The following is a 23,465-nucleotide window of genomic DNA, read 5'->3' as shown; positions in this document are numbered from 1 at the left end:
TAAATCCCTCCTAAATAGAACTCTTTCTTTTAATAAATTTTGTGAATAGAGACATCATTATTGGATGTATGTCATGTCCCACCAAAAGTTCATATATTCTCTTAGCAGCTAGTGAGCCCATTTCATCTTTAAAAACTTTTAAAGTAGTCAAATGTGGATCAAAACTCTCTGCACTTATAATGTCATCAAATCCTATAACTGAAACATCTTTTGGAACTTTGAAATTTCTCTTTTTCAGTTCCCTTATCACCCTCATTGCAGTTATATCATTTGACGCAAAGATCGCTTCGGGTTTTTCGTTCTTTCTAAGCATAAAATCTATTACATCAGACATGTTATCTTTAATGTCGTCATATTCATAATATTTTGGAAGAAGTCCAGCTTCTTCCATTGCACTTGTGTACCCATCAAATCTTCCTTTAAATCCATATGAATTTAAAGGTCCATGTATATGATAAATTTTCCTTAGCCCTTTTTTTATTAAATATTTTGTTGCAAAATAAGCTCCATCAAATCCGTTTGTAACAATACAATCAACTTTTTCTCCAGGAATGTAATGGTCCAAAAGTAAAAAAGGCTTTTTTAAATTTTTATATTCTTTTATTAACTCTTTAGTTGTGTCACCGCCTACCAAAATATAACCATCACATTCGCTCGGGTTAAATAAATCCATTTTGCAAAATTTAATTCCATAAGCTTCTCCGGTTTTTTCAAGAGCTGTAAGAATTACAGTATAAAACTCTGGAACTACTTTTTCTTTTTCCATATCGATTAATCTCTTACTTTCACATATTCCAACTCTAAATTTTTCTTTGTGTCTTGCTAGAGCAGATGCAAGAATCTTAGGTTTGTAATTCAATTCTTCAATAGCCTTCCATACTTTAAGTTTTGTTTTTTCTGAAACATTATTAGCGTTATTAAGAACTCTGGATACAGTAGCAATAGAAACGCCTGCTTTTTTTGCTACATCTTCAATAGTTGCCAATTTTATTCCTCCTTCTTTTTTTTAAAGTTGCGGAGGAAGGCTCCTCCGCAATATTATTTTACTATTTTTATTCTTCTAAAAGAGTCGCTTTTAACCTCTAAGAATTTAATCCATTCTTCAAGACTATTAGATTTATTAATACTATATAATCTTTTAAAATTCACTTGTTGACCGGCATAATATCTGTTTGGCCAATAATTCATGTCAGTTGGATATGCTCCTTTTGTTGCTTCAAATGCTTCAAATTCTCCAGGAATCCATTTGAATATACCATCTCTGAATTCCTGCGATTCAAATACCCATGTATTTCCATTAATCCATTCCACAAAATTATCTTTTACTACAGGAATTTCTGGTAAAATTTCTGCAATTCCCAATTTGAATTTTTCAGAATAGTTTCCTCTCCATCTTTCTTCAGATGCAAAAATGTATGTTGCTCCCCACCATAACGGTTTCATTGAATCTTTTGCTGGAAATACAATATATGGTTTATTGTTAACTATTCTTATTGCTTTTCTTTCTGACCAATATTCGTAAGGCGTTATATTTAGTTGATCTGCCCAAACCAATTTTCTAAAAACTGGTAGAACATGAAGAGCATCTCCATCAATGCTTGTAAGAACTCTAGTTACCATATGTTGTAACTTCATCAAATCTGCGTAATTTCTAAAGGAAACATTGTTATCCACTAATATATCTCCATTCTTAAATACATGGGTAGCAACATATTGATCAAGTCCTGAAAAAGTTATAGATCTCAACTTTGTATAAACACTGAAAGCAACAGGACCTGTTATAACTTTAATTGATACAGGTTCAAAGGCGTATGATACTTCTTCAAAATGTTTTCCAAGTTCGCCGTTAACATAATAAGTACTATTTGCAAATCCTGCAACTCTTAAAATTCCTATTTCATCCAGGAGTATCCCCTCAACACTTCCATATTTTGTAACGTGAACTAGACCATGATCATCTATTTTGAATGTTTCACCGTTTTCACCACTAATAATCCAATTTTTGCCATCTTTACTTACTTTAAAATAACTTTCAAATTCTACTTTGCCCATTTCATTTTCAGGTATAATTATTTCACAATTTCCGTGTGCAAGAAACATTAAATAATCATCACCAGATATTCTTCTATTGCCATCAACATCATCAATCTGGAAAGGAACGTAATTCCCGTCAACCTTTACCCTTATAGCATCCCAATAAGGATCTACATCTTCTGGTATATAATCAAGAAAGTCTGACATTTTCATTACGAATGGAATATCTGCATTACCAGCTTCAACCTTTAAGGTAAAAGATAATGCTAAAGTGGAAATAATAAAAAGAATTAAAATTAAATATCTTTTCATGTCTTATCCCTCCTATTAATAAAGTATTTTATTAATTTCTTTTACACATTTGTTAATTGCATCTTCTGGAGTACTTTTCAAATACATTAAAGGTTCAATTAGGTAAACTGTCATTGCATCTTGAACGTCAATTGTATTTGATACCAAGGCTGGTGGAATAGCGTTTCCAACTTCTTTAGCATAAGCCGCAAAATAAGGATCATCATTCATGAATTTTTCAAATAATGGATTTGTTGTTAAATCTTCTCTTGCTGGGGGCATTTTAGTTATTTCAATCCACCTAACATCATTTTCTGAGTTTCCAAATACCCATTTAATAAATTCAAAAATTTCCTTCTTATACTTTGAATGACTAAATACCACTAAGCCCTTTGTATCAGCAAATGTTTTTATTGGCCCTCCATTATAGTTATCTGGAACAGGAGGTGGTGAAATCCAAATATTCTTGTATACTTCAGGGTAAGTGTTTTTCGCCCAATTTAAAGACCATGGCCCCTGTAAAACTCCTAAAGCTTTTCCGGTTGACAAGGAAAATTGATTTCCCATTTCAACTGCTGTCCATTTGTTTTTAAACATTGTATAGATAAATTTTGCAACGGATTTTCCGTATTCATCATTAAATGACGCTCTATAACGTTTTGTGTCAATATATGATTTTCCTGAACTTGCCGCATAATAATAAGTTATAAAATCAAACCATCTATCCCACCAATTTCTACCCTGAACAACTTGCATTGCATATCTATCAGGAGGATCTGCATATTTTTTAGCTACTTCATAAATATCAGAATATGTTCTTGGTGGTGTGTCAAAACCTAATTCCAGAAGTTTGTCCTTTCGCCACCACATCAAGATTGGGTTAGAATAAATCGGGAAAACGTAATAATGATCACCTAATTTCCAACCTTCAATAACCTTTTCCATATTCCTTGTTTTAACTAAGTTAAAAAATTCCTGGCCGTATTCCTCATCGAGAGAAACTATAATCCCTTGCTCAGCAAGTTGTGCAGCAAACCCACTAAAGATATTTGTACAGAAATCTGGAGCGCTTCCAGCGGCAACTGCTGTTAAAATAGCTTCCTCAGAACTTCCAGCTGCTGGGATAGTTTTCCAATCAATTTGTACATCTGGATGATTGTTGTTCCATTCTTCAATCAAAGGTTTCCAAAATTCTTCTTGCAAGGGATTTGGGGCAGTCCAAAATACTATCTTGTCTGCAAAAACAATAAAACAGAGTAAAAATAAAAAAATAATTAAAAGTTTCTTCATACTTTCACCTCCCTATTTGTTGTAAGCGCTTACATATATCGTTAGAAGATTATCATATTTTAAATAACTTTTCCAAATTCATTTACTCAAAATTAAGAGCAATTAAATCTAATTATTTTTATTATTTTTAAAATTACCTTGTTTTTTGTAAGCGCTTACATATCTGTATTACATTTTAAACTTAGTCCTTATTTTGTATCACAAGATACAAAATTTTGTCGAAAAATTGTATATAATTTAACTGAAAACATAATGTATTGGAGGTTATTGTATGAAAATCTTGGTTACTGGATTTGAACCTTTTAGTGGAGAAAAAATCAACCCTTCTTTTGAAGCTGTTAAAAAATTACCAAATTATATTGGTAACGCACAAATAATTAAAGCATCAATTCCAACTATATTTAGAAAAAGCATTGAAGTCCTTGATGAATTAATTGTAAAAGAAAAGCCAGAGATTGTAATTTGTGTAGGTCAAGCAGGTGGAAGATATGAAATAACTGTTGAAAGAGTTGCAATAAATATTGATGATGCAAATATCCCAGACAATGAAGGAAATAACCCCAAAGATAAAGTTATTTTCGAAGATGGTGAAAATGCTTATTTTTCTAACTTACCAATCAAAAAAATGGTTGAAGAAATAAAAAATTGCAACATTCCAGCCTCGATTTCAAATTCTGCTGGTACTTTCGTATGTAATCACCTAATGTATGGGCTACTTTATCTTATAAACAAAAAATACAAAAACATGAAAGGTGGTTTTATTCACGTTCCATATTTACCACAGCAGGTTTTAAATAAGAAGAATGTTCCCAGCATGTCTCTAGATAATATTGTTCAGGCTTTAGTCTGTTCTATAAAAGCCATATTAAAAGAGTACAATGACGAATAATCTTGGAGGCTTTTAATATGGAAATCTTTTCTTATGAATCAATTTTTGATAAAGAAAAGCAAAATGAATTGAGAAATGTTTTTCTTGCTCTTGCAAAAAAAGGCAAACAGATAGAAGTTGGTAAAAATTGTGAGATTGAACTTTCAAATGAATCTTCCATTGCAATTGTCGTTGAAGGAAAACTCAAACAATCGCTTACTAATAAAGAAGGACTAGAAAAGATTCTATTTTATCTTCAACCTGGCGAAATATTTGGTGAAGTTGATTATTTTGGTGAAACCAAATTCAATACCATTACAATTGCTGTGGTCAATTCTAAAATTTCTATTCTTGAAAAGAAAATAATAGAAGAACAATTAACTGCTTCACCGATTCTTTACCGATATTTTATGAAAAGCATTATTAGAAAACTTAGAATTATCGAATTTCAAATGCTAAACATGACCTTTAATGATTCAATTGGCAGAATTTCAAATACTTTACTCAGGCTTGCAGCTCAGCAAGGAATTAAAAAAGATGGCAAAGTTATAATTAACTTTCCTTTAACGCAACAGGAATTAGCAAATATAATTGGATGTTCTCGTATAACTGTTACGAGAACTTTCAAAGATTTAATTTCAAAAGGAATTATTTCAATAAAAAACAAAAAAATAATTATAAAAAATCTAAAAGAACTTGAAAAACTTGATAAATCATTTTAAAAATAGGGGGGAAAATATGAAATTTTTGACAACACCTATACCAAAGGATATTGAAAAACTTATAAATCTTGGTATGTTTAAACAGGTAAAAGAAAACATTTTAAAGAGATTTAAAAAACCTATTCCAGAATCATTGAAAGAACGTCTAAAGTTCGAACTCTTCAGGTTAGAACTTTTAGAAAAAGCCTATCCATATAACGAAAAAGAAGCTTTTGAACTTTTTAAAAAGCTTTTTAAAAACGCAAAAAAACAGGAATTTGAAAAGCTTCTAGAAGATGGGTATATTGATTTTAGATTTATTAACGGAGAAAAAAGGTTCCAGGAAAGATTTCATTACAATGTAGGTTTTACATTGAAAGAATATAAAGAAAGACAGAAAAAAGATAAAAGTAGGAGAAATCTTAGAAAATTAACTAATGACACAATAGTAAGATTATTAAAAACTAAACAAGAAAAAACTTACTCTGTTTCTGCTAAAATCTCAATTAAAAGAAAAAATCCTAAAAACGAAGATGTTTGTGTTTGGCTTCCTGTACCATTTGAGAAATTCCAACAAACTTCAGTAAAAATAACTAATGCAAGCCATGATTATATCTTGTCTTCTCCGACAACTTTACAAAAAACAGTACACATGAAAGGAAAAGATACAGAAACTTTTTGGGTTGAATTTAGCTATAATATTTCAGAATGGATTGGAGAAAATTCAAAGTACAAATACAAACCTACAAAAGCTGATTTATCTGAAAAACCACCTCATGTTTTATTTACACCATATTTGAAAGAAGTTCTCCAAAAAATATTAAAAGCCGTAAAACCAAATAATGATTATGAAATAGCAAAAAGCATATATGATTATCTCACCAAAAACGTTTATTATTCCTATGTTCTTCCTTATGCTCTTTATGACAATATTCCTGAATACGTTACAACAGTATTTAGAGGAGATTGTGGATTTTATGCAGTTACATTTATAACGTTATGTAGACTTGCTGGCATACCTGCAAAATGGCAATCAGGATGGTTCGCAACCCCTTCTGGTGCATCTCCTCATGATTGGGCATTAGTTTACCTTAAAGATTTTGGATGGGTACCAGCAGATTTATCTTTTGGAGGTAGTAGAAGAGATAACGAAGAAATGAGAATGTTCTACTTTGGAAATTTAGATGGATTTAGAATGTTTGCTAATCTTGATTTTCAGGCTGACTTTTCTCCCAAGAAAAAATATTTCAGAAATGATCCATATGACAACCAGGTTGGCGAAATGGAAAGTAAAGATGGTTATATTATAGACACAGAATCTGAAATTGAAATTTTATCATTTAAAGAAGTTAAATAAAGGGGGAAGAAAAAATGGGTAAAATAAAATCAGTAAAATTTAAATTAAACGTCTTTGAATATGAAAAACCATTTCATATTACAAATAGTATCTCAACTAAAACAAGCAACATTGAGGTACGTATCGAATTAGAAAACGGTATACTTGGTTTTGGAGAAGCATCTCCGTCTTTTAGAGTAAATGGAGAAAAGGTGGAAGCTTTGCTTGCTCTTGAACCAGTAATAAATGAAATGATAAAAGGTTATGATACGAAAAATTATAGACAGATTTTTGATATTACAGACAAACTATTTGCATTTCCAAGCATTAAAGCAGCAGTACAATATGCTGTATTAGATGCCTTATCTGAAGAAATTGATTTGCCAGTTTATAAAATCCTGGGTGGTGCAAAAGGAAAAATAGAAACAGATAAAACCGTTTCTATTGGTACGTTAGAAGAGAGAGTAAATGATGCAACAAAAATTTTTGAAGAAGGTTTCAGAATTATAAAAATAAAAGTTGGAGAAAATCTCAGGGAAGATATTGAGACTATAGAAAGAATATATGAAAAAACAAGTGGAGCAAAATATATTGTTGATGCCAATATGGGATACACACCAAAAGAAGCTATTACCTTTGTAAACGAACTATACAAAAAGGGAATTGATATCAACGTTTTTGAGCAACCTGTAAAAATGCACGATATTGAAGGATTAAAATTTGTTAGGTTTCACTCTCCATTTCCTGTTGGAGCAGATGAAAGTGCAAAAACAAAATATGACGTTATGAGGTTAATAAAAGAAGAAGCTGTTGACTATGTAAACATTAAACTTATGAAGAGTGGAATCTCAGACGCATTGGCTATAGTCGAAATTGTAAAAGCAGCAAACTTACATTTAATGATTGGTTGCATGGGGGAATCAAGCCTAGGAATAAATCAAAGTGTTCATTTTGCACTTGGAACTGGTGCGTTTGATTTTCATGATCTAGATAGTGCATTAATTATAAAAGAAGAAAACTTTAGAGGTAAATATAAAACAGAAATCCCTTATCACATAGCAATATAACTGTTTGTAAAAGAACTTTATAGTTGAAAAATATAATTTTTATGGAAAAGTTGGCTAGTTTTAGCCAACTTTTTTAGTTTTTCATTTTTTGAATGATATAAACAAATGTTGAACAAATATATATGGTATATTACTTGAATTTTCTGTTTTCTCTTAATTTTATCCTACTCATATAATATATATCTACGTTTTTTGATATTTTTTATTTTTTTAATCCATTTCTAAGTAAATCCTAAGTAATTTTTAAGTATTCATTAAGCTTTTTAGTGTAAGATTAAAATTGTCAACGAAAAATATCATAAAAGGAGAAGTGATTAACATGAAAAAAGTAATAGCTTTTGCAGTTTTAAATTTTTTATCAATTGTTTTATTTGCTGGAAATTTAACTGTGGATAAACAGGTAAATTCTTTACCATATGAAACACTTTCTGCAAGTGAAGTAGAGGGTATAATGCAGATGAGGGAAGAAGAAAAATTAGCAAGAGATGTTTATTTGGAATTATATAAAACATGGGACTTACCAGTGTTTTATAACATTGCGCAATCTGAGCAAACTCATATGGATGCAGTAAAAACTTTAATTGAAAAGTATAATCTTAAAGATCCAATAACTGATGAAGATTTTGAAAATATTGGAGTATTTAAAAATGAAGAACTGCAAAATTTATTTAATGAACTTTTATCACTTGGAGAAAAATCATTAAGCGATGCTTTAAAAGTAGGAGCAACAATTGAAGATCTAGATATTTTTGATTTAGAAGAATTATTAAAAAGTACTGATAATGAAGATATCAAATTTATTTACAACAATCTAATGAAAGGATCAGAAAATCATATGAGATCGTTCATAAAAAACCTTGATAAACTCGGCAAAACTTATACTCCACAATTTATATCATTGGAAAGATTTAGAGAAATTTTAAAATTTTGAATAAAAATTATTAAGACTTTAAAAACAAAAATCCCCATCTTTCATAATGAGAGATGGGGATTTACATTTTTTCATTCAAGTTTTTATAAATTAAATACTTTTTCTTTTAAAAATACTTTTTCTTCTAACCTTATATCTCTTGATGAAGCTCCGACTCTTATTCTATATTCTCCTTCTTCAAGTACCCATTTATCCTTACAAAAACTAGTTAAATCTCTTAATGCAATCTTTATTGATATTTCTTCTTTTTCGCCTGGTTTTAACATTTTCGTTTTATAAAAACCTTTCAATTCCTGGAACGGTTTATCTAACCTTGCTTTAGGAGCTTTAACATAAACCTGAGCAATTTCTTTACCTTCAACATTACCACTATTTTCAATTTCAAAACAAATTTCGATATTTTCATCATCATGCTTCACAATCAAATTTTTGTAATCAAACTTAGTATATGAAAGGCCATATCCAAACTCAAATAATGGATCGATTTGGAATGTATCATAATACCTATAACCAACGTAAATATCTTCCTCATATACTACCTCTAATGGATTTTCAACTGGTTTGCCAGGAAACGACTTTGAAGGAATATCCTGATAATCCTTTGGAAAAGTTGTTGGAAGCTTTCCAGAAGGATTTACAGTCCCCAAACAAACATCTGCAACAACTCTTCCAGCTTCTTGCCCCGGCTGCCAGATAAGTAGTAATCCATCCACCAACTCAATCCAGCTTGCAATTTCTATAGGACCACCTATATTAAGTAACACTATAACCTTCTTTCCTTTACTATGAAATTTTTTAGACACATTTTCTATAAGCTTTTGTTCATCATCACTTAAATAATAATCTCCTTTTACAGCCCTTCTATCAACAAATTCACCAGAAATTCTACTAATTACAATAATAGCTAAATCATTTGTTTCAGAAGCTTCATCAATCATACTTTCATCCAAAATATCTTCTGGTAGTTTTGGAGGAATTTTTAAATTAAACTCATTGACATAATTTGGCCTATAATTTCCATTTCTAAGTTCAAATACTTTCTCTTTATAGAAATTTCCAATTTTTTCATCTACTTTAACTCCTTTTTCTTTAAAACCTTCAAAAATACTTATAGTATACCTTGGATGTGTATCTCCACTACCAAATCCACCTTTTACAGTTTCAATCTGACCTGTTCCAAAAATTGAAACTTTTGCATCAGCACTAAAAGGTAATACATCGTTATTCTTCAAAAGAACAACTCCTTCAGAAGCAGCATTGTAAGAAATTCTAGCATGTTTTTCAAAATCTGGAGCATTAGAATATTTATATCCTTTGAATGATGGAGTCTTCATCAAAATATTTAAAATTGTCCTTACCCTTTCGTTAATAATATCATCAGTAATTTCACCCTTTTCATATGCCTGTTTCAACTCTTTAATTTCATCTTTTCTATCTTTAAAAACATTGTAAGTTTTGCCAGGCATAATTAAATCATTACCTGCTTTTATTTGTTCAACAGGATTATCACCAGCAAACCAATCACTCATTACAAAACCCTCAAATCCCCATTCTTCTCTCAAAACCTTTGTTAAAAGCCATTTATTTTGAGAGCAATATTTTCCATTTAATTTATTGTAAGCACTCATAACCGTCCATGGCTTTGCTTTTTTCACTACAATTTCAAATCCTTTCAAATAAATTTCTCTTAATGCTCTTTCTGATACAATAGTATCTATCTTCATTCTATTTGTTTCTTGATTATTTGCAGCAAAATGTTTTAAGCTTGTTCCAATACCCTCTGACTGAACACCTTCTACAAAAGCAGATGCAAGTTCACCTGTCAAAATGGGATCCTCTGAATAATACTCAAAGTTTCTTCCACACAAAGGATTTCTATGAATATTTATTGCCGGAGCAAGCAAAAAATCAACTCCATATTCTTTAGCTTCATTCCCCATTGCTTTTCCAACTTCAAACAAAATCTCTTTATTCCAAGTAGAAGCAAGCATCGAAGCAATAGGAAATGCAGTTGCATGATATTTATTACTGTCATTTTCTCTTTCAGGATCTATTCTCAAACCTGCCGGGCCATCAGCATGAACAGTAGAAGGTATTTTTAACCTTTCTATTTGGTGAGTTTCACCCGCTGCACCTGGTACTCTAGATGACTTATTTCCAAACATTCCTGGGAGTCCTACTCCCACTAAAAGTTTTAACTTTTCTTCAACTGTCATTTGTGAAATTATTTTTTCAATATCCATTATTATGCCCCCTTAAATTATTCAAAATAACATATAACTTCGTCTATTTTTTTATTTCTCAATTTATGAGCCAATTCTCCTTTTATTTTATTCCCATGTATCTCAAATTTTTTACCATCTACAAAAACTTCAATTCTGCCAATCTTTTCTTTTAACTGAGGATTAACATATTTTACTTTAGTCTTTGAAAATAGTTTGAATTCAATTACACCGTTTTCAAAGAATTCTTTATTTATTTTCGGTTCAAAGGTAAATGTAAGTTCATTATTTTCAAGTGTAAATAATTTATCACCTATGAACATGTACTTCCACATACTTAAAAATTCTGCCGTTGAACCACTAAGGCGTGCATAAAAACCTTGACCGTGAAGATTTGGATTTGAATTTGCACTACTCACTATAAACGAAGAATTTTCTAAAATACTTCTACCATACACCTTATAATCCATGTAAGGTGGAAGTGCTGTTTTTATATCTTCATAAAACTCTTCAAGCATATCCGATTTAATTAATTCAAGTAGATACTTAAATTCCATATGCATGAAAACAGATTCATTTTCGAGCCAACCAGGTGTAAATGCTCTTATTCTACCAATACTATAGGGTTGATTTAAAATACTCTCAGAAGTTTTGTACATCTTTAGTTTTTTATCATAAATATTTGAATTCTTTACAAAATCATATAATTTTTTCTTCTCGTCTTTATCTATAACCTTAAATGCTCTAACAATTCCTTCAAGAAAATAAGGTAAAACATTAACCTCAAATTTCTTAGGTATAATTACACCATCTATAACTTCATAATCGACAAGCTCATAAGTAAAAAAGGTAGGATATATACCTTTTCCGTAATTTTTAGCCCTTTCAATTCCCTCATCAAGCTTTTTTATCATCTTCTTTAAAATTGCTAATAATTCAACTTTTGAAATCTTCTTTTTATTTCCTGTTATACTATAAAATACCTTACTTCTATATTCTTCTTTTGCATTTGAAACATTGTCCCAGTATATAAACTGATCATTGTCATTAAAATAATTTTCAAGTTCCACTTTTATTTTTTGAATGAATTCTTGCAACTCTTCAAAAACTTCAATATCTTTATTGTATTTTTTTAGTTCTTCATACATAAAATTAATTAATCTTTTCAACTCAAAAGTCTCGCTCATTCCAGAACCAAAGAGTGCTGGAAGCCCATTTAAAGCATCATTCCATCCTGGTTTGTTGGCTTCCATTTCCAAGCCCATTCCATAAGGATCAAGTGTCGCAAATTTATTTACAGCAAGTAATAATAGCTTTTCAAACATATTTGTTTTATAAATATTACCGTTTCTATCTGTCAAATAATTGTGACCTCTTTCTTGAATTATTTTTAATTTTTCATGAGATTCTCCAACTGCAGCAATTTGCCTTACCTTTCCTTTATATAATTTATACTTTTCTTTTCTTGGTTTGACATATGCATGACTGTCATATATTTTATATTCAAACTTCTCGAATAATGTTTTCTGTAATTTATCTGGATAAATTTCTTTATAAGTATCAACTAAATCCATTAAATAAGTCCAATGATCAATCCAGTAACCTTCCCCAAATTCCGCTTGTTCATGCTGAGAAGAATGATACAAAATTTTCGAAACAAATTCATCCTCATTAACGTTCTTATCCTTAAGTTTTTCAAGAATTTCCCCTGGAGTAAAATAATTATTTAAAATAAATTCCTTTAATTCTTCATTCACACCATCTAATATCGAGGGGTCACCTTCAAATTTAAATCTTGTTCCTTTAACAACCAATGGATTGTTACCGTCAGCCTGTATTAAATTCACAAACATGCTTAAATTAAAATCCTCTATTTCTGGATGAAAGATAACATCATTCCTTCTGTTTTGTGCAACATCTCTGAAATTACCATTACCTTGAGAATATTTTTTTGCCTCTAATACGAAAAAATTATAATCTCTTTCTAAATCTCCATGTTTTCTTGAATATATATGATAAACTACCTTACCATCTTTATTTTCAAAAACTAATGGATATCCTCCTCTTAATACATTATCAAGATAATTCTGCTCACAATACTTATCAAACAACTTGTTGGAGGTTTTTGTTTTTATTTCACTAACCAATTCCTCAACAATTAAGTCTGCTTCTTCTTTTTTTGAAATGATATACTCATCCTTTTTAAGAGTATTGATATTATTATTTATCAGTCCTTTCTCTTTAGAAAAACCTATCATGCTATTAATTACTACTTTATCTTTTAGTTTTCTCTCCAAAACTCCAAAAGCACTTGGGAGAAGATTTTCATCATATTGTTCTTTTCTTAGTACTTCTTTAATTCCTAATTCTTTAAATACAAGCGGAACTTGGAGTGATGTTGAATTACCAAATAAGACATTTTTATCGTATATTACCTCAAGTAACTCATCTCCACTTGATGCAAAATAAAAATAACCATTATTAATTTCTTCTACAATTTCAAGATCACCAATTGTTGTCCTCACACTATAAAACGGTACCTTTTTTTCATAATTGTATACATGCATCCATGCACGTGCAGTATATCCCATTTCTTTGTAAAGACCATTTGAAACACCATAAGGAATAACCTCGGGGAGACCATCTATAATCTCAATATGTTTTTCATATTTATCTTCATTTTCAATTTCTACTCTTCTTACTAAAGCTGCAAAATCTTCATTTGGAAGGACAAAATAAATAACTTTTACCTTCAAACCCAATTCATTGTTTCTTTCCTCAATTTCAAGGCTATTTTTATTAATTCTCATTTCCCTTTTGAAATTAGTTAACTCAGAAAATGGTTCATAATATCTACCGTCAACTTTTATGAATGTTCTAAATCCTTTGAGCGGAGTATCCGTATGACTCTGCCCGGCAGGTTTAAATTCGAGAATTGAATTTGCCTTATTTTCAATCCCAAAACTTGCTATACACTGTCCCCTATTCACATAGAATACCCATAAAGGTATTCCATTTTTCCCGGCAATTCCTGGTAAAAAACTTGAAAATAATTTTTGCTTTGAATAGTTTTCAATCACAAAGTCAAATTTTTTCAATTTTATCACCTCTCATACATTTTTATAATACATCTATTCCTCTTGAAGCTTTCAATAAATAAAACCATTCTTGCCTATCAAGTTCTATATTTAAAGCCTCAACAGCTGTTTTTATTCTTTCAAAATTCCCACTACCTACAACAGGGTAAATTTTTGAAGGATGCTTATAAAGCCATGCATATGCTATATGCTCAGGAGTTGTATAATGATTTTTTGCAACCTCAACAAGTGCATTATGAATTCTTAAAACCCTATCATCTTTTCTTATATCTTCTTCTTTAAACAATCTTCCACCAGCAACTGGGGACCAAGCCATTGGTAAAATACCTTTTTCTTGACAATAATCCAAAGTTCCGTTAAAAAAAGAATCTACATTCCATAGTGAGATTTCAATCTGATTGTAAAGCAAAGGCAATGATAATTTTTCAACAAATAAAGACATTTGACTTGGATAAAAATTTGAAACACCAAAAGACAGTACCATTCCTCTTTCCTTTAATTTTTCAAATGCTCCAGAAATTTCTTCCACATCCATCAATGGATCTGGCCTATGAATCAAAAGAACATCTATATAATCAGTTCTCAAATCTTTCAGAGTCTTCTCCACAGATTCTATAATATGCTTTTTTGATGTATCATAATGTTTTACATACACATTAGGATGCTTATTTGAAAGTAAAACAATACCAACTTTTGAAATTAACTGAATTTTTTTCCTTAAAGAAGGATCTTTTTCTAGTACTCTTCCAAAAATTTCTTGAGCCTCATAATCTCCATAGATATCAGCAAGATCAAATGTTGTAACACCTAAATCTATTAACTTATAAATCAAACTTAACAATTCTTCTGTGGTATATTTCCAACTTTTAATTCTCATTAAACCATGAATAACTCTACTTAATTCAACCCTCATTTTTTCACCACCTCATTTAATTTTTTTTACAGATTCCCTTATAACTAACTCAGGCGGAATAACAACATTTCTAGGAAGTCTAGATCTTTTAGATGTAATTCTTTCTATCAAAATCTGTGCAGCAGTATAACCTAGTTCCCATCTCGGTTGTCTTACTGTTGTCAATTTAGGTTCAATATAATCAAGAAAAGGTGCATCGTCAAAGCCTATAATTGATACATCATCTGGCACTTTTATACCTTTTATCCGCAAAGCATCTATCGCTCCAATAGCTGTCCAATCATTAACAGCAAAAATTGCAGTAAAGTTTAAACTATTTTTAGTAAGATATTCAAATATAGCATCTTTACCATCTTGAGAATTATATCCTCTTATATTTGTATAATATATCTCTAAATCATCCACACTTTCCAAAAATCTTTTTACTCCTTTTTCTCTTTCATTAGCTGCTGGAGACCATTCAGGGCCTGGGATAAAAAGTATTTTTCTATGACCGTTTTCATATAAATACTTTATTGCATTATATGCACCCATCATATTATCAACATTTACAACGTCAAAATTTATTTCTTCCACACTAAAATCAAGAACTACCAATGGAATCCCACTTTTCAAAAACTTTTCGATATAGTTTTCTCCTCCTAAAAGCTCTGCAACTATTATTCCATCAATCTTTCTTTTAAAATATTTTTCGAGAATGTGTTTTTCATTATCAATATCCGCCTTTGGAATTGAAAGAATAACGTCAAAACCATTTTCAAAAGCACAACTTTCAATAGCCATAACGATATCGCTATAGTGATATCCTCTTATATCTGGAACTAATACACCAATAGTTTTAAAAAACACTTCGTTATTACCAAAGTATGGTTTAGGTCTAAAGTTTAATTTTCTCATTGCCCTCAAAACTTTTTTACGCGTTTCTTCTGAAACTTTATCACTACCATTAATAACTCTTGATACAGTAGCTATTGAAACATTTGCCTCTCTTGCAACATCCCTGATTCCTGCCACATAAACCACCTTCTATTCATTTTTTTGCCAAATCCTAATATAGTCAACATACATTTTAGCAGGAAATTTGGTCGTATTATCTGGATATCCAGGCCAGTATCCTCCTACTGCTAAGTTTACTATTATAAAGAAATAATTATCAAAAACCCATGGATATCCTTGACTCAAAATAGCTTTTTTAGTAACTGTGTAATAAACCGTATCATCCACATAAAAAGAAATTTTTTCTTTATCCCATATTACACCAAATCTATGAAATTCTTTTGTAAAATCTGGTTCCTCAATTTTCAGTCTATATTTCCAAGATTTTGCTTTATCCTTACTATATCCTGGGCCATGAATTGTTCCATAAACTGTATATTTATCATGTCCTAAAAATTCAACAATATCTATTTCACCACACATCGGCCAACCCACATATCTATAATTTGTCCCTAACAACCATACGGCCGGCCACAATCCCTTACCGTACGGAAATTTTGCACGAACTTCTATTTTTCCATATTTTATTTTGAATTTTCCTTCAGTATTTATCCTCGTAGAAGTATAATAATATTCACCATATGAATCTCTAATCTTCTCTTTCCTTGCTTCAATAACTAAATATCCATTTTCAAGGTACATATTTTTTCCTTCGGTATAATATTGAAGTTCAGCATTACCCCAACCTGGATTCCATCTAGAATGTCCATTTCCAATATCAAACTTCCAAACCTCAGTATTTAATTTATCTCCGTTAAATTCTTCAGACCAAACTAACTTCCATTCAGATTGTCCCATCTCTTCGCCTCCATTTGCAAAAAAAATCGAAATTAAAACAAGACAAAGAAAAATAACTAATACCTTTTTCATATAATCACCTCACAATAAATCTTTTTATTCTTCTTTTTTCCAAACTCTAATATAATCAACATACATTTTAGCAGGAAATTTAGTCGTCTCATCTGGATATCCAGGCCAGTATCCTCCTACTGCAAGGTTTACTATTAAATAAAATGGTTTATCAAACACCCAATTGTAGCCTTTGCTTAACACAAATGACTTTGAAACAGAATGATAAATTTTTCCATCAACATAAAATTCAATTCTTTCATCATTCCAAATTATCTCAAAAGTGTGAAAATCTTCTGTAAAATTTGGAGATTTTGTTATATAAATATTAGAAATACCTTCACTCCCTGAATATCCCGGCCCATGAACTGTACCATAAATTTTATTTGGTTCATGTCCAAGAAACTCAACTATATCTATTTCACCACAATTAGGCCATCCCACTTTATTAATATTTTCGCCCAACATCCAAACTGCTGGCCACAATCCTTTTCCATATGGAAATTTTGCACGAACTTCTACTTTTCCATATTTTACTTGAAATTTTCCTTGAGTTGTCATTCTCGCTGAAGTATAGTTATATGTTCCATATGAATCGCTAACTTTTTCTTTTCTTGCTTCAATAACTAAATATCCATTTTCTATATAGGAGTTTTGTCCATTAGTGTAATATTCAAGCTCTCCATTACCCCAACCTGGAATTTTTTTTAAATGACCATTTCCAACCTCAAAATTCCAAACATTTTTATCTATTAAATAATCATCAAAATCCTGTGACCAAACAAGCTTCCAGTTGTCACCATCAGAATCTATTAACTTACAAGAGACAAAAATAAATAAAATAATTGTTAATGTAAATATTAATACTTTTCTCATAATATCACCTTCATTCACCAGTTATTCCTGTTCTTTCAAGGCTTTCCACAAATTGCCTTTGTAAGAATAAATAAGTAATAAGTAATGGTAAAATTGTTATAAAAGTTGCGGCAAGACGTATTCCTTCATTAATCCTGTTAACTGAATTTCCTGTCGATGATGGAAACATCTGGGCATATCTCCATATAAAATCTCTTAAAGCAATTGGAAGTGTTTTAATTGAATTTCCCAAAATAAGACCTGAAATAAGCGTTTCATTCCAATACCATACAAGAGAAAAGATAAAAGTTGTTACTAATGCTGGAATTGAAAGTGGAAGCATTATAGTCCAAAAAATTCTAAAAGGACCAGCTCCATCAAGCTCTGCTGCCTCATCAAAAGCTTTTGGTAACATTTGAAAAAAATTATAATAAAGCAATATAAAAATTGCACTTTTTATTCCCTGACCAAAAAGTGCAGGTAAAAATGAGGCAAGCGGGGTTCCGACAAGCTTTAACTTACTAAAAAGCATGTACTTAGTGACAAGTGTGGTCTGAGCTGGAATCAAAAATGTTGCAAGAACTAAGAAAAGCCAAAACTTTTTTAAAGGAATATCAAACCTCTGAAGCCCATATGCAATTATTGCAGTACTAAAGGTTTGAATCAACGCAGGCACCACTGAAAGATAAATACTGTTAATTAATGTCTTTGATACATCCAAAACTTCCCAAGCTAATTTATAATTATCAAGAGTTGGATGTACAGGTATCCACCTAATTGTTGGATTAACAAGATCTTCTACACTCATAAAACTGGTAGTTATCATGTAAAGTAATGGATACAAGTATGCATATCCAATACCAATTAATAAAACATATAAAACTAATTTTGCAGTTGGAGTTTTTATGTATTTGTAATAAAAAGATCCTCTCATTTTTTCACCCCGTTTAATCTTTCTTTCTTAATAGTAAAAATGCAATACCTATAATTATCATCACTGATACAAAATAAATCCATGACAAAGCAGCTGAGTATGAATATGGCTTATCAATATCAAACATATGTTGAGTTATGCTTGTGTTTACAGAATTGTTTGCAAACGATGCAAGATCAACTATAGTATAAATAGTAGTAATTAAAATAAATGGTCTAATCAAAGGCAATGTAATTTTCCAAAAAATAACCCAAGAATTTGCACCATCAATTTTGGCCGCCTCATATATTGAGGGACTTATTTTTTGCAATCCTGCTAGAAAAAATAAAATTTGAACACCAGAAAACCACAAAATAAGTACTAGATTATCAAACATGTATAAAAATGGAAAACTAATTCTGTCCGGAAGTGTTGTGAAAAATTGATAGATAAAATATTTACCAGGATCCACAATTTTTGATGCATTATTTGCTACTAATTCTGATACAACTGGCCCACTTATAATAACCACAGGTAGAAAATATAAAAGTCTGAAAAATGCTCTTAACTTTATTTTATTATTCAACAAAATAGAAACAATTAAAGCAAAAATTACAATCAAAGGCGTTGATAAAACAATGTTTATAATTGTATTAGTAAAGTTAATCGGAAAAGTTAAGTCACCTCTAAATGCATATTTATAAAATTCTAAACCAACAAAAGTTGATTCAACACCAGAAACAGTGAATCTGACTTTGAAAAAGCTTAGGTATAGCGAGTAGAAAAAAGGATAAGCTGTAAAAACTATAAAACCGATCAGCCAAGGAGAAAAAAACAAGTATCCAATTAACGCTCTTTTTGTCTTTACTTTAATTTTATTACTCATATTTATCTTCCCCTTTACTAATCAAAATCCATGATTCTGGCAGTACCGTAAAATTACCATATTCATATTTATTCTCTGTATAATTTATTAAAAAACTTACTCCATTTTCATAACTTACCAAGACAATTCCTGGAGCAATTACATCTCTATCAGAAATAGAAAAGCCTCTAACATGCTTTAAAGCCTTATTAATTTCTTTATAAATATCAACTATACTATTTTTCCAATCTTCAAATTTTGTTGAGGGATAATACAAAAGCGGAGTTTTTGCTAAATAATAATTATCTATTTCAGTTAAAATAAAATTTGGATATGCGCCAAAATCAATTGCTTTTAAAACGTCTAATTTTGAGAAAAAACCATCGTTCATAAAAGGAACAAAATATTCTATGTATCCACTTAATAAAATTTGGAGAAAAGGAACAGTATCAGTTTCATAAAGATATTGACTATTGTTCATTGGAATATTAATTATCGAATTGGTATACTTCCATAAATAATCATTAGCATTAAAAAATGATACATTTATATTTTTTGAAATATTTGCTATTGTTTTTATTATCAATTCTTTGGCTTGATTTCTGTAAATTTCGTTATCTATTAGTAATTCCCCATACAACTTTATTCCATACTCCTTTAATGCTAAATTTTTAATTCCAAGTTCATTCATTTTTAAAGCTTTTTCTTTTAAATAATCACTTGAAAGTTTTATATTTGTATAGTATGATCTAAAAAACCAAAGATCTCTATTATTTTTATCTTCATATATCAAAGATTGAGATAGGTTAGTTCCTGCTTCTTTATTAATATTTATCTGTTGTTGAGTTACCTTTGTAACATTCTCCACAAGATATATTTTTATGTCATTATCGTTAAATTTCTTATACAAACTCAAAAGTCCATCTTTCCCTCCAACAGATTTTTCAAAAGAGAATTTTGAGATTTTATTTCCGCTCCGACCTCTTTCTTGCCAACCTTCTAAAAAGATATTTAATTTGTTAACGCCTAAATGCTTAAAGTAATCAATACATTCTTTGATGTAATTGTATGTTGTTACTTTTATAGAATTAAATCCCAAAACTTTTTTCTCTAACTCTGAAACTACAAAGTCAAGAGAAAGAGGAATATTCCCACTTTTTGGTTTCTTAACTAAAACTCCTTCTTTTACAAGGATATTCCTATAAAATTTTGCCATCCCAACATAGCTTGCCTGTTCACCAGTTAAAAAGTACACTCTATACCTTACGTCCAATTTATTTTTTAATTTTTGTGGAACCTGGATTCCATTACCGCTTCTAGTTGTTGGTTGTAAATACTTTTGCCTATAAATAAATTTAAAACTTGCCCAATAAAAAGGACTTATTACACCACTTGGGTAAGCTACTATTGAACTATACTCTGCACCAGAAATAATTCTTCCAAAAATTGCATTTTGATTTACACCATGGACTATTCCAAACACAGGCATATAAATTGAAGGCTCTTCTCTTAAAAAATCATTTGGTCTACTAGCTTTTAAGTCGCTAACTTCTCTGAGATTATCAATACTATAATCCTTTCCGTAAATCCTTTTTTCAAACATACTTGAATTTAGAGATGATTTAGAAAATCTTATTAATGCTCCTGGACCATCTGGGATAAAAATATATCCAGATTTTTTATTTTCTCTCACTGCACCCAAAAAAAGGTGCAATATATATTGATGCTAGTTTAAAATTACCTTTTTCATCAATGCTTTCATATGGAATGTAAAATTCTATATGGTCATCATTTAAATATATGTATAGTTTTAGTTTTATAGCAAGACTTTCATAATTTGCTTCTATTTTAATCCCATTCTCAAGTTTTGAATATTTCTTTATTACACTTTTATCTGATATACTTAAAAGATAATTTAATGCATTATCATCAAAATACTCTATTGTCAAAACAGAAGATGCTATTCCTTTCCATATATTGTTCATTCCTGATAAATTTTCCGAATCCACTAATCCCCATAAATATCCACTTTCTTTATTAAGAATCCTAATAGAATAATTTTTCTCATCAAACCAGAGTTCTAATTTTTCTGATTCAGCAATTAATTTAAAACCCTCAGTATTTAAATCATTTATAACTCGATTTTTTTCATCAGGTTTTGTAAATCTATTTGAAAGATAATCATTCCCTATTGAAAACAAAAGACTAGAAATTAAGATAAATCCGAAAAGGGCTATCTTCAATTTATCTGACACGATATAACACCTCCTGAATTATTCCATACACTGTTTCAAATATTTGATCCCATAACATATAAACTATTGAAAATACAAGAACAATTACTAAAATCCAAATCAAAGAATATAGAATACTGCCAATTGTCCCTTTTACGTGATAATCATGTGTTTCTTTAACACCAACAAAAAGAATAATAAGTGTCCAAGATATAATAAAGAAAGAACCAAAATTTATAAGGAAGCTTTCATTATATGTCAATATATATGTAAGAAATATTATAAAAGGTTGAAAAATTATATAAGGTGCAAATGAATATGCAGTAAAAATATAAATATTTTTAAGTGTTCCTCTCCCATCAGTTATTGAACTAACAAGATAATTAGAAAATACCCACAACAATACTGGAACAATTGTAGATAAAAGAACATAACCAACTGATCTTTCAGAAGTATTTAGATTAAACAAAAAGCTTCTTCCCATATAATCAAAAATTACAACTATAGCAAATAAACCATAAATTATTGTCGCTGATAAAATACTTCCATAAGTTCCTTTTCTTAAATAATAAAAACTATCAATTGGATGTCTTAAAATATTTTTTAAATAAAAAATATCACTCAAAAGTTTATTTTTAATTGTTATTTTTAATTTATAATTTTTCAATTTTAGAATTCTTCCCACTATTTCATAAAATATAAATATTAAAAACAAAACTATTAATATTGCTTTCATATTATTCTGTAAAAATTGATTTCTTATTTCCCAAAACGCATTAGAGTACTCTCTTTTATTATATGCAACCTTAAAATGCAAAGCAGCATATTTATAATTGCCTTCTTGAAAATATGCTTTCCCAAGTCCATTATGAATGATACTTGAATAACCATCATATTTTAAAACATCTTCCCAAATAGATTTACTCTCAATATATTTACCTTGCATATATAAATCCAAAGCCCTGTGTATCTTCAAAGCATAAACAGTTGGATTAAACACTTGAACAATTCCTTTTTCTTTATCAAGAACATATATCTTTCCCTCTTCATCAACTTCAATTGATGAAGCTACTGAAAAAAGACCATTTTTGTCATATGATATTGCCCTTCCACCAAAAGAAAATATTAAATTTCCTTCCTGATCATATTCATAAATAAGTCCTGTTTCAGTTAAAGCAAATATTCTTCCTTCTTTATCAACCGTTATATCAACAAAATTTTCCTCATCCACCATCAAATTTAAACGAGATAAATACAAAATATTGTTTCCAAGTGTATTGTGCTTCTTTATAGCATCTCCCCTTTCTTTTTGGGTAATTGTATATACTAATCCTTTATCATCAATTGCTATATTAAAATATGGTTTAGGTGTTCTCGTTAGAAGTCTTTCTTTTTGCTGCTTTGAATAAAATAAATCAATAAATTTATCTAAAGCAGTTATTCTTACTTTATTTGCTCCAAAATAACCTAAAAACTCACCATTTCTATCAAGCTGAATAATTCCATCTAAAGACCCTTCACTTACAATATAAAAATTCCCCCTTTTATCAACGACAACTTTCTTTGGTTTAAATTTTGTGTATTGACCAAACAATATACTTTTTGGTTTACCTATTCTTCTTATTTCATTTCCTTCTTTATCAAAAATAACAATTTCTGATAACCCAGCATCAGCAACATAAATGTATTTATCGTCAACAAATACAGCTGTTGGAGTAAAAAGTGACCATTCACCAACTTCACTATATTTTCTTGTTTTTAAATCATAAACAACTATTCTAGCATTTCCAGAATCAGCAATATAAAGCTTTCCACCTTCTAAATACATATCTTCAGGATAATAAAGTCCTGCATCTTCCAAAATAATTTCACTCACTAAATATGCATCCTGAGTTATTTTCCATTTATTATTTTGCCCAATTGTATATGTATAAAATGTACTGTTAGAAGCAATAATATAAATTGCTAGAATTAAAAAAAGACTAATGATTCTCTTTCTCAC

At 29.8% G+C, this 23,465-nt stretch carries 19 protein-coding genes; 5 read left to right on the top strand and 14 right to left on the bottom strand.

The features are described from left to right. Window positions 1-10: 10 nt before the first annotated feature. From JG780_RS02380 to JG780_RS02370, 3 genes are read right to left on the bottom strand one after another with little or no spacing between them, the layout of a single operon-like run. Entirely contained in the window at window positions 11-985 is a 975-nt protein-coding gene (locus JG780_RS02380; protein WP_287569100.1) for a LacI family DNA-binding transcriptional regulator, read from the bottom strand. Between the two features lie 53 nt (window positions 986-1,038). Then, window positions 1,039-2,346 (bottom strand): hypothetical protein, encoded by a 1,308-nt coding sequence (locus tag JG780_RS02375; protein ID WP_004103030.1) that lies wholly within the window; start codon window positions 2,344-2,346, stop codon window positions 1,039-1,041. Window positions 2,347-2,361: 15 nt separating this feature from the next. After that, complete coding sequence (locus JG780_RS02370) at window positions 2,362-3,615, bottom strand: extracellular solute-binding protein (protein ID WP_004103028.1); 1,254 nt, start codon at window positions 3,613-3,615, stop codon at window positions 2,362-2,364. 271 nt (window positions 3,616-3,886) lie between these two features. Between JG780_RS02370 and pcp the strand changes: the two genes are divergently transcribed. From pcp to JG780_RS02345, 5 genes are all read left to right on the top strand, one after another. After that, window positions 3,887-4,504, top strand: a complete 618-nt coding sequence (pcp, locus tag JG780_RS02365) for a pyroglutamyl-peptidase I (protein WP_004103026.1) — start codon at window positions 3,887-3,889, stop codon at window positions 4,502-4,504. Window positions 4,505-4,521: 17 nt separating this feature from the next. Next, window positions 4,522-5,205, top strand: a complete 684-nt coding sequence (locus tag JG780_RS02360; protein ID WP_012580494.1) for a Crp/Fnr family transcriptional regulator — start codon at window positions 4,522-4,524, stop codon at window positions 5,203-5,205. A 16-nt stretch (window positions 5,206-5,221) separates the two neighbouring features. Then, on the top strand, window positions 5,222-6,541 hold the full coding sequence (locus JG780_RS02355; protein WP_004103022.1) for a transglutaminase-like domain-containing protein: 1,320 nt from the start codon (window positions 5,222-5,224) through the stop codon (window positions 6,539-6,541). Between the two features lie 14 nt (window positions 6,542-6,555). After that, window positions 6,556-7,587 carry an L-Ala-D/L-Glu epimerase gene (locus JG780_RS02350; RefSeq protein WP_004103019.1) on the top strand — a complete coding sequence of 344 codons (1,032 nt, stop codon included), beginning with the start codon at window positions 6,556-6,558 and terminating at the stop codon, window positions 7,585-7,587. Between the two features lie 319 nt (window positions 7,588-7,906). Continuing rightward, the gene (locus JG780_RS02345) at window positions 7,907-8,518 is read left to right on the top strand and encodes a DUF2202 domain-containing protein (RefSeq protein WP_004103016.1); all 612 of its coding nucleotides are present in this window, start codon (window positions 7,907-7,909) and stop codon (window positions 8,516-8,518) included. Window positions 8,519-8,601: 83 nt separating this feature from the next. On the opposite strand, the gene JG780_RS02340 is transcribed toward JG780_RS02345, so the two are convergent. Genes JG780_RS02340 through JG780_RS02290 form a run of 11 tightly spaced genes read right to left on the bottom strand, consistent with a single transcriptional unit; the run spans window position 8,602 to window position 23,465 of the window. Beyond that, window positions 8,602-10,761: a glycoside hydrolase family 3 N-terminal domain-containing protein gene (locus JG780_RS02340; protein WP_012580493.1), complete on the bottom strand. Its 2,160-nt coding sequence runs from the start codon at window positions 10,759-10,761 to the stop codon at window positions 8,602-8,604. Between the two features lie 17 nt (window positions 10,762-10,778). Then, window positions 10,779-13,847, bottom strand: a complete 3,069-nt coding sequence (locus tag JG780_RS02335; protein ID WP_232617943.1) for a hypothetical protein — start codon at window positions 13,845-13,847, stop codon at window positions 10,779-10,781. A gap of 13 nt (window positions 13,848-13,860) precedes the next feature. Next, entirely contained in the window at window positions 13,861-14,751 is an 891-nt protein-coding gene (locus JG780_RS02330) for an aldo/keto reductase (RefSeq protein ID WP_004103010.1), read from the bottom strand. Window positions 14,752-14,763: 12 nt separating this feature from the next. Beyond that, window positions 14,764-15,765, bottom strand: a complete 1,002-nt coding sequence (locus tag JG780_RS02325; protein WP_012580492.1) for a substrate-binding domain-containing protein — start codon at window positions 15,763-15,765, stop codon at window positions 14,764-14,766. A 12-nt stretch (window positions 15,766-15,777) separates the two neighbouring features. Continuing rightward, window positions 15,778-16,617 carry a glycoside hydrolase family 16 protein gene (locus JG780_RS02320; protein WP_114702800.1) on the bottom strand — a complete coding sequence of 280 codons (840 nt, stop codon included), beginning with the start codon at window positions 16,615-16,617 and terminating at the stop codon, window positions 15,778-15,780. Between the two features lie 24 nt (window positions 16,618-16,641). After that, the gene (locus JG780_RS02315) at window positions 16,642-17,472 is read right to left on the bottom strand and encodes a glycoside hydrolase family 16 protein (protein ID WP_004103002.1); all 831 of its coding nucleotides are present in this window, start codon (window positions 17,470-17,472) and stop codon (window positions 16,642-16,644) included. A gap of 10 nt (window positions 17,473-17,482) precedes the next feature. Continuing rightward, window positions 17,483-18,385 carry a carbohydrate ABC transporter permease gene (locus JG780_RS02310; RefSeq protein WP_004103000.1) on the bottom strand — a complete coding sequence of 301 codons (903 nt, stop codon included), beginning with the start codon at window positions 18,383-18,385 and terminating at the stop codon, window positions 17,483-17,485. A 13-nt stretch (window positions 18,386-18,398) separates the two neighbouring features. Then, window positions 18,399-19,250: a carbohydrate ABC transporter permease gene (locus JG780_RS02305; protein ID WP_012580491.1), complete on the bottom strand. Its 852-nt coding sequence runs from the start codon at window positions 19,248-19,250 to the stop codon at window positions 18,399-18,401. Next, window positions 19,243-20,943, bottom strand: a complete 1,701-nt coding sequence (locus JG780_RS02300) for a DUF5696 domain-containing protein (RefSeq protein WP_287569096.1) — start codon at window positions 20,941-20,943, stop codon at window positions 19,243-19,245. Before JG780_RS02300 ends, JG780_RS02305 begins: the two co-directional genes overlap by 8 nt. Further along, complete coding sequence (locus JG780_RS02295; RefSeq protein ID WP_287569094.1) at window positions 20,909-21,484, bottom strand: DUF5696 domain-containing protein; 576 nt, start codon at window positions 21,482-21,484, stop codon at window positions 20,909-20,911. The genes JG780_RS02300 and JG780_RS02295 overlap by 35 nt, the downstream gene beginning before the upstream one ends. Then, window positions 21,474-23,465 carry a YIP1 family protein gene (locus tag JG780_RS02290; RefSeq protein WP_287569093.1) on the bottom strand — a complete coding sequence of 664 codons (1,992 nt, stop codon included), beginning with the start codon at window positions 23,463-23,465 and terminating at the stop codon, window positions 21,474-21,476. The genes JG780_RS02295 and JG780_RS02290 overlap by 11 nt, the downstream gene beginning before the upstream one ends.

Origin of the sequence: Thermosipho sp. (in: thermotogales) (assembly GCF_020054775.1) — a bacterium.
Taxonomy (GTDB): domain Bacteria; phylum Thermotogota; class Thermotogae; order Thermotogales; family Fervidobacteriaceae; genus Thermosipho; species Thermosipho africanus.
This window is presented reverse-complemented; position numbering and strand designations above follow the sequence as displayed.

Coding starts and splice junctions, on each gene's coding strand:
- JG780_RS02375 (WP_004103030.1), bottom strand. CDS start 2,346: ATGAAAAGATATTTAATTTTAATTCTTTTTATTATTTCCACTTTAGCA.
- JG780_RS02370 (WP_004103028.1), bottom strand. CDS start 3,615: ATGAAGAAACTTTTAATTATTTTTTTATTTTTACTCTGTTTTATTGTT.
- pcp (WP_004103026.1), top strand. CDS start 3,887: ATGAAAATCTTGGTTACTGGATTTGAACCTTTTAGTGGAGAAAAAATC.
- JG780_RS02360 (WP_012580494.1), top strand. CDS start 4,522: ATGGAAATCTTTTCTTATGAATCAATTTTTGATAAAGAAAAGCAAAAT.
- JG780_RS02355 (WP_004103022.1), top strand. CDS start 5,222: ATGAAATTTTTGACAACACCTATACCAAAGGATATTGAAAAACTTATA.
- JG780_RS02350 (WP_004103019.1), top strand. CDS start 6,556: ATGGGTAAAATAAAATCAGTAAAATTTAAATTAAACGTCTTTGAATAT.
- JG780_RS02345 (WP_004103016.1), top strand. CDS start 7,907: ATGAAAAAAGTAATAGCTTTTGCAGTTTTAAATTTTTTATCAATTGTT.
- JG780_RS02340 (WP_012580493.1), bottom strand. CDS start 10,761: ATGGATATTGAAAAAATAATTTCACAAATGACAGTTGAAGAAAAGTTA.
- JG780_RS02330 (WP_004103010.1), bottom strand. CDS start 14,751: ATGAGGGTTGAATTAAGTAGAGTTATTCATGGTTTAATGAGAATTAAA.
- JG780_RS02320 (WP_114702800.1), bottom strand. CDS start 16,617: ATGAAAAAGGTATTAGTTATTTTTCTTTGTCTTGTTTTAATTTCGATT.
- JG780_RS02315 (WP_004103002.1), bottom strand. CDS start 17,472: ATGAGAAAAGTATTAATATTTACATTAACAATTATTTTATTTATTTTT.
- JG780_RS02310 (WP_004103000.1), bottom strand. CDS start 18,385: ATGAGAGGATCTTTTTATTACAAATACATAAAAACTCCAACTGCAAAA.
- JG780_RS02305 (WP_012580491.1), bottom strand. CDS start 19,250: ATGAGTAATAAAATTAAAGTAAAGACAAAAAGAGCGTTAATTGGATAC.